The organism is Ancylobacter polymorphus, from assembly GCF_030813495.1.
In the GTDB taxonomy this organism is placed as follows: domain Bacteria; phylum Pseudomonadota; class Alphaproteobacteria; order Rhizobiales; family Xanthobacteraceae; genus Ancylobacter; species Ancylobacter polymorphus.
In genome coordinates this window covers 171,787-188,052 of sequence record NZ_JAUSUI010000003.1, presented here as the reverse complement: position 1 = coordinate 188,052, position 16,266 = coordinate 171,787, and the positions used below count along the sequence as shown (strand labels likewise).

Genomic DNA, 16,266 nt, shown 5'->3' with positions numbered 1-16,266 from the left:
TCCTCAGTTGGTGCCGGCGACCTTGCCGGTCACCTTGTCCGACAGGCCGGCAGCCTTGCGGACGAAATCCAGCGGGCCGGAGAAGTCGAAGGCGTTATAGACCGCGTTCAGATGGTTGAAATGCGGGGCTTGGGCGAACTGCACGAAGGTCAGCCGGTGCCCTGCATAGTCGGAATTGAGCAGATCGCGGGCGAAGGCCAGCAGCTTGCGGCGGTCTTCCGCCTCCCACTGCTTGTTCAGCGTGTAGAACTTCTTCAGCCAGTCGCCCGAGCCGGCATTATGGAAGGCAGCCGCGTTCGGGGTGACGCAGATCTGCCCGCCGCACAATTCGCGGGCAATGTGCATCATCGCCGGCAGGTTGGAACAGCCATGCACGCGGCCGGCATAGAGCAGCGACTGGTTGGGCATGAGCAGCCCGCCCGGGCTCTTTTCCGCCAGCGCGATGGAGGCGGTGAGATGGGCGTTGATGCCCTCGCGGTAGCAGACGAGATCGGCCAGCTTCTCCCGCACCGATTGCAGCTTGTCGAGGCCGGTCTGCTTGGCGTTCCACATCGCCGCGCCGATCATCATGTCGGCGACATAAAGCAGGCGATGGACGTAAGGAAACGCCGAGTAACGGTGCAGCGTGGCGCGGATGTACTGCGCCGCCTTGGTGTGGCGGTAGAAGAACACATTCTCCCACGGGATCAGCACATTGTCGAAGATGACGAGGGATTCGACCTCGTCGAACCTGTTCGCCAGCGGGTAATCCTGCGGGCTGGTGCGGCCGGCGAAGGAGGAGCGGCAAATCTGCTTCACCCCCGGCGCGCTCATCGAGATGATGCCGCCCACCGCATAGTCGGACAGCGTCTCATTGGTCCAGGCGCCGACGGTGGGCTTGAGGAAGGCCTGGTCGGCATAGGCGGCGGCGGTCTCGTACTTCGCGCCGCGAATGACGATGCCGGCATCGGTCTCCTTGACCACATGCACCATCATGTCGGGGTCCTGCTCCTGCGGCGGCAGGGAGCGGTCGCCCTTGGGATCGGTGTTGGCGGAGATGTGGAAAATGTCGTTGTCGAAGATGTTCTGAACGTGCCTGTCGACATTGTCGGCGAAGCGCGGGTCGAACTCGGCCAGCACGTCGCGGCCGTCGATCAGCGACCAGACTTCGCCGATGGTCTCGTCGCCGACGCGGGTGACGACGCCGCCAATGTCCTTCATCACGAGATCGACCGCCTCGACCTTGTCGGTCCAGTCCTTGGTCTCGCGCGGCGGCTTGTAGAAGATGGTGTTGCGCTTGTTCTCCTCGACATAGGTGAGGCGGTCCTGATAGGCCGCCTCATGCGCCATGTCGTACATGCGGGCGCGCACATCGACGATCGGCTTGAAGGCGGGATGGGTGGTGACATCCTTCACCCGCTCGCCGTCCATCCAGATTTCGCGGCCGTCCTGAAGACCCTGCCGATAGTCCTGCCCTGTGCGGATCATTGAAGCATCCTTTTCCTGTCAGGAAATATTGCGTTGGGCCCGTAGATCGGTAAAATATTTTGATTCATTTCTCGGCATAGAAAAACCTGATGAACATCTCGCTGCGCGCGCTGCGCTACGTCGTGGCCACGGCCGATTTCGGCAATCTCACCGAGGCGGCGCGGCATCTGAACGTCTCGCAGCCCTCGATCTCGGCGGCCATCGCCCAGTTCGAGGCGGAGTACGGGGTGCAGGTGTTCGTGCGTCACCATGCAAAAGGCGTGACGACCACCATCGCCGGCACCCGCATCATCAACGAGGCGCGGCTGCTGCTGAACCATGCGCGCGATTTCGGCCAGAACGCCCGCGCCATGGCCGACGAGGTGCGCGGCGAGATCGCGGTGGGCTGCTTCTGGACCATCGCCACCCATTTCATGCCCGGCCTGCTCTCGACCTTCGCCGGCACCCATCCCGGCATCACGGTGAGCCTCGACGAGGGCGACCAGCAGCTGATCCTCGACGCGGTGATTTCCGGCCGCACGGAGATGGCGCTGTCCTATGAATTCGCCCGGCCGGAGGAGGTGATGGCCGAGCCTTTGGCCGAATTGCCGCCCTATGCGGTGCTGCACCCGGACCATCCGCTGGCGCAGCGCGAGCGCATCAGCCTCGCCGATCTGCGCGACGAGCCGTTCATCCTGCTCGACCTGCCGCATTCGCGCGACTATTTCATGGGCCTGTTCCACGCCGTGGGCGTGGAGCCGCAAATCGCCTTCCGCTCCCGCGCCTATGAGCTGACGCGCGGCCTCGTCGGCCATGGGCGCGGCTACACCATCCAGAACGTGCTGCCGCGCACGCAGATCACCCATGATGGCGGTCGCGTCGCCTCGGTGCCGCTCACCGACCGCCTTCCCCCCGTGCGGCTGGTGAGCCTGCGCCTGCGCCGGCAAACCCCGCGCCCGGCGGTGGAAGTGTTCGCGCGCCATCTGAAGAACGCGTTCGCGCCCGGCGGCATCTTCGCCCCCGGCACGCTCTCGCCGCGCGCCACGGTGCGCTAGCCATAGGCGCCGCCTATCCAGTGCATCCGCAAACTGTTTCCCGCGCCGATTGCCTCCGGGGCCGACGGCTCTCTAGAGCTTGGGGCGATGAGTGGAGGGGCGAGGCATGGGCGCGTTGCGGGTGATCGGACCGTCGGAGTATCGGCGCGTGCCGTGGAAGAATGGCGGCGGCATCACCGAGGACGTGCTGCTGCTGCCCGACGGCGCGGCGCATGCGGATTTCGATGTGCGCATCAGCCGGGCGCCCATCGTCGAGGAAGGGCCGTTCTCCGCCTTCCCCGGCATTGACCGCCACATCACCCGGCTCAGCACCAACCCGCTCGCCCTCGCCTTCGCGCAGGAGACGCGAGCGCTGGCGCGGCTGGAGCCGTTCTATTTCGACAGCGCGCTGCAGCCGCGCTCGGTGCTGGCCGAGGGGCCGGCCGAAGTGCTGAATGTGATGACGCGGCGCGGGCGCTGGCATGCGCAGGTGATGCCGGCCACCGCCGGCAACGGCCCGCTGCTCGCCGCGCCCGAGGGCGGCATGGTGATGCTCTATGCGGTCACCGGGACCTGGCAGGTGGGCGACGCCGCCGGCGCGGTGCTGGTGCGGCCGGGCGAGACCCTGCTGGCGCGGGAGGCGCAGACCTTGCGCGTCAGCGGCGAGCCGAACGGCGAGGCGGTGGTGGCCTTCCTCACCCCCACCGGGGCACGGGGCGAAGCTGCATAGTTTTTGCCTATGTTATGTAACAGGTAAAAGTATTTTTCGATCCAAGCGCCGCAGCGCAACATTTCCTGACAGGAAAAACAACAAGACCTTCGGAGACGGGATCGATGAAGCAGGAACATGCCCGACGGCATGGGCCGGCCACGCGTGGCCATGGCGTCGCGACGTTGCGTCAGGCGCTGCGATGAGCCGGGATGCACTGGTGTTCTACAGCCCGGTGGACGATGCCGGGGCCTGGCGCGCGGCACTCGCCGCCGAACTGCCGGATCTCGACTTCCGCGTCGACCCCGAGGTCGGCGACGCGGCCGAGATCCGCTACGCCCTGGCATGGCTGCCGCCGAAGGGCTTTTTCGCCCGCTTTCCCAATCTCCAGCTCGTGACCAATCTTGGCGCCGGGGTCGATGCGCTGGTGCGCCGCGACGATCTGGTGCCGGTGAAGTTCTCCCGCCTGTCCGATCCCGGCATGGTGGCGATGATGACGAGCTATGTCGTCTTCGCCGTCACCCGCTATGCCCGCGACATCCCGGTGTTCGAGCGCGCCACGAGGCGCGGCGAATGGGAGTATGTCCACCCGCGCGCCCTCTCCGAGATCAAGGTGGCGGTGCTCGGCCTTGGCGAACTCGGCGGGCCGGCGGCGCGCATGCTGGCCAGCATGGGTTTCACGGTCAGCGGCTGGTCGCGCTCGCCGAAGGACATACCCGGCGTCGCCTCCCATACCGGCCGCGCGGGGCTGGAACGGGTGCTAAGCCAGAACGAGATCATCGTCAGCCTGCTGCCGCTGACACCGGACTCGCGCGGCCTGCTGGGCGCCGCCGAATTCGCGCTGATGCCGAAGGGCGCGAAGTTCGTCAACGCCTCGCGCGGGGCCGTCGTGGACGAGGCCGCGCTGATCGCGGCGCTGCGCTCGGGGCAGGTGGGCGAAGCCACGCTCGACGTGTTCGAGACCGAGCCGCTGCCCAAGGGCCATCCGCTGTGGAGCCTCGATAATGTTCTGATCACCCCGCACATGGCCAGCATCACCGTGCCTGTCCTGGCGGCGCGGGATGTCGCCGAGAGCATACGCCGCGTGCGGGCCGGGCTGCCGCCGCTGCACGAGGTCGATCCCGGCCGCGGCTACTGAGCCGGCCGACCGAGTTTCGCGCGCGGCACTCGCGCGCGTCCCGAAACTGCGCAAAGCGCGCCCGCCTGAAGGCGCGCGGCCAGAACATCCGGGCGGCCCGCCGCCCCAATCACAGAGGTGGAACATGAAGAAGCTGTGCATTGCACTGGGTGCCCTGGCCGTCATGGCCGCCGGGGCCACCCTTCCCGCATCGGCCCAGGAAAAGCTGGTGGTCAGCACCTGGGGCGGCAACTGGAAGGCCGGCGTCGAGATCATCGGCAAGGAATTCACCAAGCGCACCGGCGTCGAGGTGGAATACATCACCGGCGGCACGCTGGACCGGCTCGCCAAGGCGAAGGTGGCGCGCGACAATCCGGAATCCGACCTGATCAACACCACCGCCCATGTCGGCTATCTCTATCATTCCGACGGGCTGATGGAGAAGCTCGACTGGTCGAAGATCCCGAACGCCGCCAAGCTCTACCCGATGGCCAAGCGCTCGGACTACACGGTGGCGGACTATGTCTATGTCTACACCCCGGCCTTCCGCACCGACCTGATGCCGAAGGGCTTCAAGATCACCAGCTGGGAGGATTTGTGGGGCCCGGAGATGGTGGGCAAGCTCGGCCTGCCGGATTTCGATCCCAGCCACATCATCATCGCCGCCACCCGCCTTGCCGGGGTGAAGCCGGAAGAATGGGACAAGGTGAAGCCCAAGCTCCTGGAGCTGAAGAAGAACATCAAGGCGTTCTACCAGTCGGACGCCACCAGCCAGAACCTGATGCGCACGGGCGAGACCCCGGTGCAGGTGCTGCTCAACATCAATGGCTATCACCTCGAAAAGCTCGGCATGCCGGTCGAGATCGACGTGCCGAAGGAAGGCGCGGTGGCGGGCACCGATGTGTGGGGCATCAATGCCGGCTCGAAGAAGAAGGAGCTGGCGCTGCAGTTCCTCAACATCGCGCTGGAGCCGGCCATGCTGGCGCAGCTGTGCAACTTCCACAAATGCTCGCCGCTGACGGCCGAGGCCAAGCTCGACCCCGCCATCGCCAAGCTGCCCGGCATCTTCACCAGCCAGGAAGCGATCGAGAAGGGCACCATCGTGCTTGAGGACAAGACCTACGCCACCCTGCTGCCGCAGTGGAAGGCGTGGTTCACCGAGAACATGATGCACTAAAGGCCGGGCGCAGGCACGGTCCGATAGGGCGTCATCCCGGCCGGAGGCGCAGCCGACGAGCCGGGATGGTCCTCAAAGCCGGGCGTGCCCGGACGCCCCTGCGATCCCGGATCGGCCTCCGGCCGTCCGGGATGATGCCATCTGGTAGGGCGGGCCGGGCCTGCGTCCTTCGAGGTCCCCGTTCTCATTTCCCACGATCCCGGATCGACGCGTCGCGTCGTCCGGGATGACGGCAGAAAGTCATGATCCAGCGCCGCCCCTTCTTCCTCACCTTTCTCGCCCCCGCCGTGCTGACGGCGGTGATCCTGGCGGCGGCGCTGTTCGAGGTGCTGCAGTACAGCGTGCGCGAATTCGTGCCCGGCTCGCTGAATGTCGGCGGCTTCACGCTGGAGAATTTCACCCGCATCAACCGGCCCATTTACTGGTGGGTGCTGCTCGACACCTTCTATATCAGCCTGCTCACCGCGATCTTCTCGCTGCTGCTGAGCTACCCCGTCGCCTATGCGCTGGTGCGGGCCAAGCGCGACTGGGTGCGCTCGCTGCTGGTCTCGCTCTCCATCACCCCGCTGTTCACCGGCGAGATCGTGCGCACCTTCTCCTGGATGCTGATGCTGGGCTCGGATGGCTTCATCAACTCCGTGCTGCGCAAGCTCTCGCTGATCGATCTGCCGCTGCAGATCATGTACACGCGGCTCGGCGTGGTGGTGGCGCTGGTGCAGTTCTCCATGCCCGTCATGATCATCCTGCTCGCCACCGCCATCAGCCATGTCGACCGCGACTGCGAGAAGGCCGCCGCCAATCTCGGCGCCAGCCCCGGCGCGGTGTTCTGGCGCATCACCCTGCCGCTCACCTTGCCGGGCATCCTCTCCGGCCTCGTCGTGGTGTTCGCCTGGACGATGAGCGCCTTTTCCACCCCGCAGCTGATCGGCGGCGGCAAGGTGCTGATGATCTCCAACCTCGTCTATCTCCAGGGCTTCTCGGTGCTGAACCTGCCCTTCGCCGCGACGCTGAGCGTGATCGCGCTGATCGCCGCGCTCGGCAGCCTCGTGCTGATGAAATCCCTCACCGGCCGGCTGGAAAAGCGGCTGGCAGTGCGCTGAGGAGAACGCCCGTGACACGCCTGCGCTCATTCGGCTTCTGGAGCCTCGTCGTCGCCATCCTCACCTATATGACGCTGCCGACGCTGGTGGTGCTGATGACCTCGGTCAACCCGACCGAGATCCTCGCCTTCCCGCCCGAGGGGGTGTCTTTCGCCTGGTATGAGAAGGCGCTGACCTATCCCGACTTCCAGAGCGCCTTCAAGAACGGGCTGATCGTCACCTCGCTCGCCTCGACGGCCGCGCTGATCGTCGGCTCGGCCTTCGCCTGGCTGGTCTATCGCTACAGCTTTCGCGGCCGCGGCGTGCTGGAGGCGGTGCTGTGGTCGCCGCTCATCATCCCGCATTTCACCCTGGGCTTCGGCTTCCTGCTGCTCGGCGGGGCGTTCAAGCTGCAGCAGGGCTACGCCATGATCGTGCTGGCGCATATGGTGCTGGTGATGCCGTTCGTGACGCGGGCGGTCTATGTCAGCCTCGCCGCCATCGACCCCGATCTCGCCCGCGCCGCTGCCAATCTCGGCGCCTCGCCCTTCCATGTGCTGACCCGGATCGAACTGCCGCTGGTGCTGCCGGGCATGGCGGGCGGCTGGCTGATCGCCGCCGTGCTCTCGCTCACCGAGTTCACCGCCTCGCTCTATGTCACGGGCAGCCGGACCCAGACCTTGCCGGTCGCGATGTACAACTACATCCGCGAATATGCCGACCCGACCGTTTCGGCGGTCTCGGCGATGCTGATCATCACCACCACGCTCATCATGTTCATCGCCGACCGGGCCTTCGGCCTGCGCCGGGTGCTGGCGATCGACACGCACTGACCGCCTGCCGGAGAGCCGACGCTTATGAACGCCACCAGCCCCGCCCCCGCCGCCGTCGAGCTTGTCCGCGTCCGCAAGGAATTCGGCAGCGCGGTCGGCGTCGCCGATGTGTCGCTGAAGATCGGCCAGGGCGAGTTCCTGACGCTGCTCGGCCCTTCCGGCTGCGGCAAGTCGACCTTGCTCGGCATGATCGCCGGCTTCCTCACCCCCACCGCCGGCAAGATCGTCGTCGATGGTGTCGACATCACCGATGTGGAGCCCTACCGGCGCGATATCGGCATGGTGTTCCAGTCCTATGCGCTGTTCCCGCATATGAATGTGTTCGACAATATCGCCTTCGGCCTGCGCATGCGGAAACTGCCGAAGGCGGACATCGCCGTCGAGGTGCGCCGCGCCATCGCGATGATGAAGCTGGAGGGCTTCGAGGAGCGGCGGGTGAGCCAGCTCTCGGGCGGCCAGCGCCAGCGCGTCGCGCTCGCCCGCGCCATCGTCATCCGCCCCAAGGTGCTGCTGCTCGACGAGCCGCTCTCGGCGCTGGACAAGAATCTGCGGGCGCAGATGCAGGTCGAGCTGTCGGAGCTGCACCGCAAGACCGGGCTCACCACCATCTTCGTCACCCATGACCAGGGCGAGGCGCTGAGCCTTTCCGACCGCATCGTGGTGATGAATCGCGGCGAGGTGCAGCAGGTGGCGGCGCCGGTGGAACTCTACCGCACCCCGGCCAACGGCTTCGTCGCCTCCTTCATCGGCGAGATCAACGCGCTGCCCGTGGCGCGCTATGAGCGCGCGGGCGCCGAGGCGGCGCTGGTGCTGCCCGGCGCGGGGCGGCTGAGCGCGGCGGCACCGGCGCACTGGGACTTCACCCATGGCGTCGAGGTGCGCGCCTTCCTGCGGCCGGAGCATGTGCGCCCGGCGCGCCCGGGGGAGCAAGGGCCCAACATCCTGCGCGGCGTGGTGGCGGCGCATATCTATCAGGGCTCGCACACCATCACGCGCGTGGAGATGGAGGGGCTCGGCCTGATCGAGACCCGGGTGACCGGCGCGGACATTGTCGGCACGCACCCTGTCGGCGCGCCGATCGCGCTGGTGTTCGATCTCGGCGAGGCCGTGCTGCTGGCGGCGCGGTGAGCGGGGGCGTGAGGGGGCGGACCGCGGACGATCCGCCCCGAAAGCAGAGCCTCAGAGCGCGGCGAGTTCGGTGACGAACTTGGTGCGCAGGAAGGCGTCGAGCCCCTCAATGCCGCTCTCCGAGCCATAGCCGGATTCGTTGACGCCGCCGAAGGGCGTCTCCGGCGTCGACACCGCCATGTGGTTGACGCCGACGAGGCCGGCGTCGAGCGCCTCCTCGGTGCGGGCGGCGAGCGCGCCGGAGCGGGTGAAGACGAAGGAGGCAAGGCCATAGGGCAGCGCATTGGCCCGCTCGATCACCTCGTCAAAGCTGGAGAACGAGGTGAGCGGGGCGATGGGGCCGAACGGCTCGCTCGACATGATGGCGGCCTCGGCCGGCACGTCGGCCAAAACGGTGGGGGCGAAGAAATGCCCCTGATTGCCGACGCGCGTGCCGCCCAGCTTCAGGCTCGCGCCCCTGGCGACGGCATCGTTCACCAGCTCCTCCATCGCCGCGAGGCGGCGGCGGGCGATCATCGGGCCCATATTCGTACCGGCGTCGAGGCCGTTGCCGACCTTCAGCGCGGAGGCCAGTTCGACGAAGCGGGCGACGAAGGGCTGGTAAATCTGCTCCTGGATGAAGAAGCGGGTCGGCGAGGTGCAGACCTGGCCGGCATTGCGGAACTTGAACGCCACCAGCGTGCGGGCGGCGAGATCGAGATCGGCATCGCCATGGACGATGACCGGCGCATGGCCGCCCAGTTCCATGGTGCAGCGCTTGAGCGTATCGGCCGAGAGCCGGGCGATTTCCTTGCCGACCGCCGTCGAGCCGGTGAGCGTCACCGCCTTGGGGATGGGCGAGGCCAGCAGCACGCGGCTCACATGCGCCGGGGCGCCGAACACCACGTTCAGCACGCCCGCCGGCAGGCCGGCCTCCTGGAAGCAGCGGGCGATGGCGACCGCCGTGCCGGGGGTCTCTTCCGCCGGCTTGATGATGATCGAGCAGCCCGCGCCGAGCGCGCCGGCGATCTTGCGGATGACGTTGGAAGACGGGAAGTTCCAGGCGGCGAAGGCCACCACCGGCCCGACCGGCTCCTTCAGCACCATCTGGCGCACATTGGCCATGCGGGCGGGCACGATGCGGCCATAGGCGCGCTTGCCTTCCTCGGCATACCAGCGCGTGGCGTCGGCGGCGAACTGGACTTCCGGCACCGCTTCGCCGAGAGGCTTGCCGTTTTCCAGCGTCAGGATGCGCCCGATGCGCTCCTTGCGCGCCTCGATGAGATCGGCCGCCTTCATCATCAGCGTGTAGCGCGACTGGGCGGTCATCGCCTTCCACACTTTGAAACCGCGCTGCGCGGCGTCGAGCGCGCGGGCGAGATCGGCGTCGGAAGCATGCGGCACGGTGGCCAGCGTCTCCCCGGTCGCCGGGTTTTCCAGCGCCTCGCTCTTGCCCTCGGAGCCCTGGCACCAGGTGCCGTCGATCAGCAGCTCAATGGTTTCATCATAGGTGGAAAGGTCGGTCATCATCGTCTCCAGGGGGCCGGAATAAGGGCGTGCGGGCGTCAGCGGCAGAGGAATCCATCCGCCAGCGGGTCGCCTTGCGCGAGCACGAAGCGGTGCTCGCCGGTGATATGGGCGAGGCCGACAATATGCGGCGCGATCGCGCCGGCCTGTCGGGCGCCAGCCTCGTCGGCGACCGCCCGCGCAGTGGCGGTGAAATCGACGCCGAGAATGTTGCGGGTGCGGATGGGCTGGTCGAGGCCGAGTTCGCCGCGCGCCACCATCTGCGCCAGCCGGGCCGAGGAGCCGGTGCCGCAGGGCGAACGGTCGAACTTGTTGGATTCCAGCACCACAAGCTGGCGGCTGACCAGACCGTGATCGTCCGCTTCGGTCTCGTAGAACAGGATGGAATCGACCGGCCGGGCGGCGCCCGGCACGCGCCCCTCGTGGATGCCGGCATTCAGCGCCGCCTTCAGCGCCGCGCCCACGGCCATGGCGTGGGAGACGCCGGACGGCGCCAGCTCCACCCCGGCGGCGCGGGCGGCAATGAGGCCGTACCAATTGCCGCCCCACACCACATCGGCGCTGACATTCACGCCGGCGGCGCTGACCGGCACATTGCAGGCGGCGACATGGGCCGGCACGTTCTCGAAGGTGACGGCCGCGACCAGCCCCTGTTCGCGGCGCACATGCACGGTGACGATGCCGGCCGGCACTTCCAGCGTGAAAGAGCTGTGCGGCACATCGGAGGGGCCGATCAGCCCCATATGGTCGAGCGTCACCGCGAGCCCGATCGTCGCGTGGCCGCACATCTCAAGATATTTGTAGCTGCCGAGGAAGAAGGCGCCGAAATCCGCGCGCGTGCTTTCCGTCATCACCACGCCGACCATCGCCGCATGGCCGCGCGGCTCATGCAGCAGGAAGGTGCGCAGGGAATCGAAGCGGGCACGGAAATCCTCGGCCCGCGCCTCCACCGTGTCGCCCTTGAGCGGCGGCACGCCGCCGGTGACGACGCGGGTGGGGTGGCCCGCCGTGTGGCTGTCAATGGTGGAAATCCAGCGGCGGATCGCCATGTCGTTCCTCTGCCCTAATGGCCGGACTTGATGGTGTCGGCGATCTTTTCGCCGGCCATGATCGTCGTCAGCATGGTGTTGGCGCTGATGACAGCCGGCATGATCGACGCATCGACCACGCGCAACCCCTCGACGCCGATCACCCGCGCGGCGCGGTCGACCACGGCGCGCGGATCGTCCGGGCGGCCGATGCGGCAGGTGCCGGAGGCGTGCCAGCTGCCGCAGGCATTCTCGCGGATCCAGGCGCGCAGCGCCTCGCGGTCGCCCATCATCTCGCGCGCCTTGAGGCCGGGGGTGATGACGTTTTCGATCATCAGTTTGCGCGCCAGCGGCCCGGTGCCCATGATGCCGGCGGCCATCAGCGTCATGAACCAGTTGGTGCGGCTCACCGCGCCGAGCTTGCGCACGCGCTCGGAGAAGGTGGCGGGGAAGATGCTCTCGATCACCCCCTCCATCGCCGGATCGGTGACGATGCCCCAGAGCCGGTGCATGCCGTCCTCCAGCCGCGCGAGATCGCGCTCGTCGGAGAGCTGGCGGAAATTAACGAAGGGCGCGGTCGCGGCGTCCCGGCCGTTCAGCTTCACCTCGCCGGTGGAATAGGGCCGGTTGACGCAGACGAGGATCGAGGCCAGCCGCCGGCCGAGCGGGTGCCAGGCGGCGCGATTGGAGGGCAGCACGAACATGTCGCCCGGCGTGGTGTCCGGCAGGCCGGACGAATAGCGATAGCCGAGCTGGATGTGGCGGCGCTGGCTGGCGGGCAGGCGCGCGGCTTTCGGCAGATAGGCGGCGAAGGCCACCATCGGGTGGTCCTGCAGATTCTGGCCGACGCCGGGCCGGTCCGCCCGCACGTCGATGCCGAATTCCTTCAGATGCGCCGCCGGGCCGATGCCGGCGCGCAGGAGATGGGCCGGCGTCTGCAGCGCGCCGGTGGAGAGGATCACCTCGCGCGCGTTGAGGATCACCGGCCCCTGCGGCCCCGTCGCCTTCAGCCCGGTGACGCGGCTTCCCTCGAACAGCAGCTCGGTCATCTCGGTTTCGGGAAGGATGGTGAGGTTTGGCCGGGCGCGCACCTCGCGGGTGAGATAGGCGCGGGCGGTGGAGACGCGCTGGCCGTCCACATTGTTGATGGTCATCGGGAAATAGCCGTCGTCGAAGACGCCGTTATGGTCCCGGATATTGGCCACACCCTGCTTGTCGAGCACCTTCGCCACGGTTTTCGCGAAGGGCGACCAGTCCTTTTCCGGGATGCGGCGCAGCGGCAGCGGGCCGTGGCTGCCATGCAGCTGGCTGTCGCCATAATCGAGGTCGGTTTCCAGCTTGCGGAAATAGGGCAGCACATCGTCCCAGCCCCAGCCCTCGGCGCCGTCCTCGCGCCAGTGCTCATAGTCCCAGGGCACGCCGCGAAAGGCGAACTGGCCGTTGATCGAGGTGCCTCCGCCCATCACCCGCGCCTGCTCATAACGCCGCCCCGCCGCGCCGGGCTTGGGGTCGTTGAGGTGGATGGACAGGTTCTGCCAGTGATAGAGCCGGTTGAAATAGGCGACGATCGGATAGGCGTCGAGCGTGTCGGCCGGCTCAAGGCCGGGCGGCGTGTCGCGCCCGGCCTCGATCAGCGCGACCTTGAGGTTCGAGGCTTCCGACAGCCGGCTCGCCAGCACGGCTCCCGCCGCGCCGCCGCCGACGACGATGTAGTCATATGCGTGTTCGGACATTTTTTCAGCCGTGGTTGAGCCAGACGGTCTTGAAGCGCAGGAAGCCCTCAAGCCCCGCGCGCCCCATTTCCTTGCCGAAGCCGGAGCCGGCGAAGCCGCCCTGCGGGGTGGCGAAATCGGGCTGGCGGCCATGGCCGTTGACCCAGACCGTGCCGGCGTTGAGGCGGGCGGGCAGCGCCAGCGCCTTGGCGGCGCTGGTGGTGTAGAGGCTGGCGGCGAGCGCGTAGCTGGGATGGTTGGCCATCGCCAGCGCCTCGTCCTCGTCGTCATAGGCGTAGACGGACAGCACCGGGCCGAAGAATTCCTCGCGGAAACCGACCGATGTGTCGGGCACGCCGGCGAGCACGGTCGGCTCGACATAGGCGCCCGCATTCATAGTGGCGCAGCGCCGGCCGCCGGTGAGCACGGTGGCGCCATCGGCCACCGTTTCGGCCAGCATGCGGTCGATGCGCGCCGCCTGCTTCTCGCTGATGATCGGCGGCAGGGTTGCCCGCGTGTCCCAGGTGGGGCCGGCGATGCGCGCCTGCGCGAGGCCGATGATCTTGTCGGTGAGTTCGTCCAGCAGCCGGCGCGGCGCGATCAGCCGCGTGCCGGCGGTGCAGACCTGCCCGGCATTGGCGAGGAACCCGCCGGCGATGGTGGCGGCGAGCGCGTCGAGATCATGCGCGTCGTCCATGACAAGCTGGGGCGTCTTGCCGCCGAGTTCCAGCGTGAGCGGCTTGGTGCCGGTCATCGCCGCATCCGCCATCACCCGCGCGCCGGTGGCGGAGGAGCCGGTGAAGGTGATCTTGCCCGTGAGCGGGTGGCGCACCAGCGCCGAGCCGGTGGCCCCCGCGCCCTGCACCACATTGAACAGGCCGGCGGGGAGCCCCGCCTCGATGGCGAGTTCGGCGATCATGACAGCCGAGGAGGGCGTGAGATCGGAGGGTTTCAGCACCACCGCATTGCCGGTCGCCAGCGCTGGCGCCGACTTCCAGATGGCGTTGATGGCGGGGAAGTTGAACGGCGCGATCGAGGCGATGACGCCATAGGGTTCGGGCTTGAGGAAGGTGGTGCCGCTGTTCGCCCCGGCGATCAGCGAGCCCTCGATCTTGTCGGCCCATTCGGCGAAATAGCGCACGGCGCCGGCCGCGCGGACGAGGTCGCGGGTGAGGACATCGGCCACCGGCCGGGTCGTCGTCGCCGCTTCCAGCCGCCCGAGCTCGGTGCGCCGTGCGTCGATGAGATCGGCCCATGCCTTCAGCACCCGCGCCCGCTCCAGAGGCGTGGCGCTCGCCCAGCCGGAAGAGGTGCGGGCCTTGGCGGCGCTGCGCATCGCCGCGTCCACCAGCGCCTCATCCGCCGCGCGGATTGTGCCGATCGCCGCGCCGTCGGACGGGCGGATGAGCGCGATTTCCGCGCCGTCGCCGGCGAGACGCCGCCCGTCGATCAGGTGATCGGTGAGGACGGCGACGCCGTTCGGGTCGAAATCGTGGGACATGAGCCTCTCCTTGAACCCGTTTCCTCAGACGCCGGTCAGGCGGAAGCCCTGCTGGAACGGGTCATTGGGATCGAGGAAGAAGTTGAAGCTGCCGGTGAGATAGGCCGAGCCGGTGACGGTGCAGCGGATCGCCGGCAGGTCGCCGACGGTGGCCTCGCCATGGATCTCGCCGGTGAACACCGTGTCGAGAATGCCGGCATGGCGGAAAATGTCGCCCACCTTCAGCTCGCCCTTGCCGTGCAGCATCGCCATGCGCGAGGCGGTGCCGGTGCCGCAGGGCGAGCGGTCGATCACGGTCGGCGGGCACACCACGACATTCTTGCCGTCGAACCTCACGCCGTCACCCTCGCCGACGATCTCGATCTGGTAGATCTCGTTGACATGGGCGAGCGTGGGGTGCTGGACCGGAATGTCCTTCAGCCCGGCGCGCAGCTCCGCCGCCGCGCTCACCAGCGCCCAGGCATTGTCCGTGGTGAGGTCGAGGCCGAGGTCGGCTCCCTTGACGATGAGGTAGAAATCGCCGCCGAAGGCGATGTCGGCGCGCACCTTGCCGAAGCTCTTGGTCTCGACGAACACGTCGCGCTGGTAGAGGAAACTCAGCGGCATCTCCAGCGTGACGGCGACGGCGCGGCCGTTCTCCACCTTGACCCGCGCCGGGACGACACCGGCCGGGGTGTCGAGCCGCACCAGCGTCTCGCCTTCCTGCGCGGTAATGTAGCCGGCCTCAACGGCGATGGTGGCGACCGCCATGGCGCAGTGGCCGCACATGGGGGGATAGGTGTCCGGCTCAAGAATGAGCATGCCGATATCGGCGTCGGGCGAGCAGGCTTCGGTGAGCACGGCGGCCGGCATGTTGAACGAGCCGCGCGGCTCGAACAGCACGAGCTGGCGCAGCCAGTCGCGGCTCATCAGGTCGGCGCGCTTTTCCACCATGGTGGCGCCGCGGATCGGCCCGAAGCCCGAGGTGATGAGGCGCAGCGGGCAGCCGGCGGTGTGGGAATCGATGCCCTGGATGATGCGGGTCGAGCGCATGAGAATGTCCGTTCAGGCGAGCGTGTTGATGAGGGCGGCGACATCGGCCTCGGCGAGGATCTTCGCCACATTGGCCTGCTGCGCGTCGGTGAAGGGCAGCAGCGGCTCGCGCGGAATGCCGACCGGCTGGCCGAGCGCGTTCATCGCCGCCTTGATGCCGGCATAGAAGCTGCCGCTCTTGAAGCAGCGGTAGATGGCGAACAGCGCCGGCTCCAGACGGTCGGCGGTGGCGGCATCGCCCGCGGCGCAGGCGTCGAAATAGGCGCGCACGAGGCGGCCGGAGAGCTGGTGCGCCATGGCGACCACGCCGACCACGCCGAGCGGCAGCGAGGAGCGGATCATCGTCTCATAGCCGACGAACACCGCCAGCTCGCCCTTCACCTTCTGGCACAGCTCGGCGACCTGCTGGATGTCGCCGGAGGAATCCTTGATGGCGACGACGTTCGGAATCTCGGCGAGGCGCGCCACCAGATCGGGCGTGATGTTGACGCCGATACGCACCGGGCTGTTGTAGAGCATGACCGGCAGGCCGGAGGCGGCGCAGATGCGGCGGTAGAAATGCTCGGCCTCGCGCAGGTCCGGCTTGGCGTAGATCGGCGGCAAAGCGAGGATGCCGTCGCAGCCCGTGGTCTCGGCGGCCTTGGTGAGTTCCAGCACCACATCGGTGTGAAGATCGGAGACGCCCGCCAGCACCGGCACGCGGCCGGCGGCGACCTTCACCGTCGCCTCGAACAGCTTCACCCGCTCGGCGACGCTCATGGCATAGAATTCGCCGGTCGAGCCGCAGACGATGAGGCCGTCGGCGCCATTGGCGATATTGGCCTCGGCCAGAGCCTCGAAGCGCGGGAAATCGATCGGCCCCTCGGGCAGGAAGGGGGTGACGAGGACACTGTGGATGCCCTGCCAGTTGGTCTTGCTCATGTGCGGTCTCGTTTCAGGAAGGCTGTGTCGGGACAGAGCGGGG

Annotated in this window: 14 protein-coding genes; 7 read left to right on the top strand and 7 right to left on the bottom strand. The window is 67.7% G+C overall.

The annotated features are described in order from the left end of the window. Positions 1 to 3 precede the first annotated feature (3 nt). The gene (locus tag J2S75_RS08240; protein WP_307019345.1) at positions 4 to 1,467 is read right to left on the bottom strand and encodes a 4-hydroxyphenylacetate 3-hydroxylase family protein; all 1,464 of its coding nucleotides are present in this window, start codon (positions 1,465 to 1,467) and stop codon (positions 4 to 6) included. A gap of 89 nt (positions 1,468 to 1,556) precedes the next feature. On the opposite strand from J2S75_RS08240, the gene J2S75_RS08235 reads away from it, so the two are divergent. The 7 genes from J2S75_RS08235 to J2S75_RS08205 all read left to right on the top strand — a co-directional run bounded on the left by J2S75_RS08235 (position 1,557) and on the right by J2S75_RS08205 (position 8,523). Continuing rightward, positions 1,557 to 2,501, top strand: coding sequence for a LysR family transcriptional regulator (locus tag J2S75_RS08235; protein ID WP_244378352.1), 945 nt, complete (start codon positions 1,557 to 1,559; stop codon positions 2,499 to 2,501). A gap of 106 nt (positions 2,502 to 2,607) precedes the next feature. After that, the gene (locus J2S75_RS08230) at positions 2,608 to 3,210 is read left to right on the top strand and encodes a HutD/Ves family protein (protein WP_307019344.1); all 603 of its coding nucleotides are present in this window, start codon (positions 2,608 to 2,610) and stop codon (positions 3,208 to 3,210) included. Between the two features lie 181 nt (positions 3,211 to 3,391). Then, positions 3,392 to 4,327 (top strand): 2-hydroxyacid dehydrogenase, encoded by a 936-nt coding sequence (locus J2S75_RS08225; protein WP_307019343.1) that lies wholly within the window; start codon positions 3,392 to 3,394, stop codon positions 4,325 to 4,327. Between the two features lie 124 nt (positions 4,328 to 4,451). Continuing rightward, positions 4,452 to 5,483, top strand: a complete 1,032-nt coding sequence (locus J2S75_RS08220) for an ABC transporter substrate-binding protein (protein ID WP_307019342.1) — start codon at positions 4,452 to 4,454, stop codon at positions 5,481 to 5,483. A gap of 242 nt (positions 5,484 to 5,725) precedes the next feature. Then, positions 5,726 to 6,583, top strand: a complete 858-nt coding sequence (locus tag J2S75_RS08215; RefSeq protein WP_307019341.1) for an ABC transporter permease — start codon at positions 5,726 to 5,728, stop codon at positions 6,581 to 6,583. A gap of 11 nt (positions 6,584 to 6,594) precedes the next feature. Then, complete coding sequence (locus J2S75_RS08210) at positions 6,595 to 7,395, top strand: ABC transporter permease (RefSeq protein ID WP_307019340.1); 801 nt, start codon at positions 6,595 to 6,597, stop codon at positions 7,393 to 7,395. A gap of 24 nt (positions 7,396 to 7,419) precedes the next feature. Then, positions 7,420 to 8,523 carry an ABC transporter ATP-binding protein gene (locus tag J2S75_RS08205; protein WP_307019339.1) on the top strand — a complete coding sequence of 368 codons (1,104 nt, stop codon included), beginning with the start codon at positions 7,420 to 7,422 and terminating at the stop codon, positions 8,521 to 8,523. Between the two features lie 51 nt (positions 8,524 to 8,574). Here the strand turns inward: J2S75_RS08205 and J2S75_RS08200 are convergent, their stop codons facing one another. The 6 genes from J2S75_RS08200 to dapA are packed head-to-tail and all read right to left on the bottom strand — an operon-like array spanning position 8,575 to position 16,223. Beyond that, positions 8,575 to 10,029 carry an NAD-dependent succinate-semialdehyde dehydrogenase gene (locus tag J2S75_RS08200; RefSeq protein ID WP_307019338.1) on the bottom strand — a complete coding sequence of 485 codons (1,455 nt, stop codon included), beginning with the start codon at positions 10,027 to 10,029 and terminating at the stop codon, positions 8,575 to 8,577. A 38-nt stretch (positions 10,030 to 10,067) separates the two neighbouring features. Next, complete coding sequence (locus J2S75_RS08195; RefSeq protein ID WP_307019337.1) at positions 10,068 to 11,078, bottom strand: proline racemase family protein; 1,011 nt, start codon at positions 11,076 to 11,078, stop codon at positions 10,068 to 10,070. A gap of 14 nt (positions 11,079 to 11,092) precedes the next feature. After that, positions 11,093 to 12,790, bottom strand: a complete 1,698-nt coding sequence (locus tag J2S75_RS08190) for a GMC family oxidoreductase (protein WP_307019336.1) — start codon at positions 12,788 to 12,790, stop codon at positions 11,093 to 11,095. A 4-nt stretch (positions 12,791 to 12,794) separates the two neighbouring features. Next, positions 12,795 to 14,270 carry an aldehyde dehydrogenase family protein gene (locus J2S75_RS08185; protein WP_307019335.1) on the bottom strand — a complete coding sequence of 492 codons (1,476 nt, stop codon included), beginning with the start codon at positions 14,268 to 14,270 and terminating at the stop codon, positions 12,795 to 12,797. 24 nt (positions 14,271 to 14,294) lie between these two features. Beyond that, positions 14,295 to 15,302: a proline racemase family protein gene (locus tag J2S75_RS08180; protein ID WP_307019334.1), complete on the bottom strand. Its 1,008-nt coding sequence runs from the start codon at positions 15,300 to 15,302 to the stop codon at positions 14,295 to 14,297. Positions 15,303 to 15,314: 12 nt separating this feature from the next. Next, complete coding sequence (gene dapA / locus J2S75_RS08175; protein WP_307019333.1) at positions 15,315 to 16,223, bottom strand: 4-hydroxy-tetrahydrodipicolinate synthase; 909 nt, start codon at positions 16,221 to 16,223, stop codon at positions 15,315 to 15,317. Between the last annotated feature and the right edge of the window lie 43 nt (positions 16,224 to 16,266).

What these genes read in the sequence shown, in the direction of transcription:
- J2S75_RS08240 (WP_307019345.1), bottom strand. Translation starts at nt 1,467, where the DNA reads ATGATCCGCACAGGGCAGGACTATCGGCAGGGTCTTCAGGACGGCCGC.
- J2S75_RS08180 (WP_307019334.1), bottom strand. Translation starts at nt 15,302, where the DNA reads ATGCGCTCGACCCGCATCATCCAGGGCATCGATTCCCACACCGCCGGC.
- J2S75_RS08215 (WP_307019341.1), top strand. Translation starts at nt 5,726, where the DNA reads ATGATCCAGCGCCGCCCCTTCTTCCTCACCTTTCTCGCCCCCGCCGTG.
- J2S75_RS08230 (WP_307019344.1), top strand. Translation starts at nt 2,608, where the DNA reads ATGGGCGCGTTGCGGGTGATCGGACCGTCGGAGTATCGGCGCGTGCCG.
- J2S75_RS08185 (WP_307019335.1), bottom strand. Translation starts at nt 14,270, where the DNA reads ATGTCCCACGATTTCGACCCGAACGGCGTCGCCGTCCTCACCGATCAC.
- J2S75_RS08195 (WP_307019337.1), bottom strand. Translation starts at nt 11,078, where the DNA reads ATGGCGATCCGCCGCTGGATTTCCACCATTGACAGCCACACGGCGGGC.
- J2S75_RS08220 (WP_307019342.1), top strand. Translation starts at nt 4,452, where the DNA reads ATGAAGAAGCTGTGCATTGCACTGGGTGCCCTGGCCGTCATGGCCGCC.
- J2S75_RS08200 (WP_307019338.1), bottom strand. Translation starts at nt 10,029, where the DNA reads ATGACCGACCTTTCCACCTATGATGAAACCATTGAGCTGCTGATCGAC.
- J2S75_RS08190 (WP_307019336.1), bottom strand. Translation starts at nt 12,790, where the DNA reads ATGTCCGAACACGCATATGACTACATCGTCGTCGGCGGCGGCGCGGCG.
- J2S75_RS08225 (WP_307019343.1), top strand. Translation starts at nt 3,392, where the DNA reads ATGAGCCGGGATGCACTGGTGTTCTACAGCCCGGTGGACGATGCCGGG.
- J2S75_RS08235 (WP_244378352.1), top strand. Translation starts at nt 1,557, where the DNA reads ATGAACATCTCGCTGCGCGCGCTGCGCTACGTCGTGGCCACGGCCGAT.
- J2S75_RS08205 (WP_307019339.1), top strand. Translation starts at nt 7,420, where the DNA reads ATGAACGCCACCAGCCCCGCCCCCGCCGCCGTCGAGCTTGTCCGCGTC.
- dapA (WP_307019333.1), bottom strand. Translation starts at nt 16,223, where the DNA reads ATGAGCAAGACCAACTGGCAGGGCATCCACAGTGTCCTCGTCACCCCC.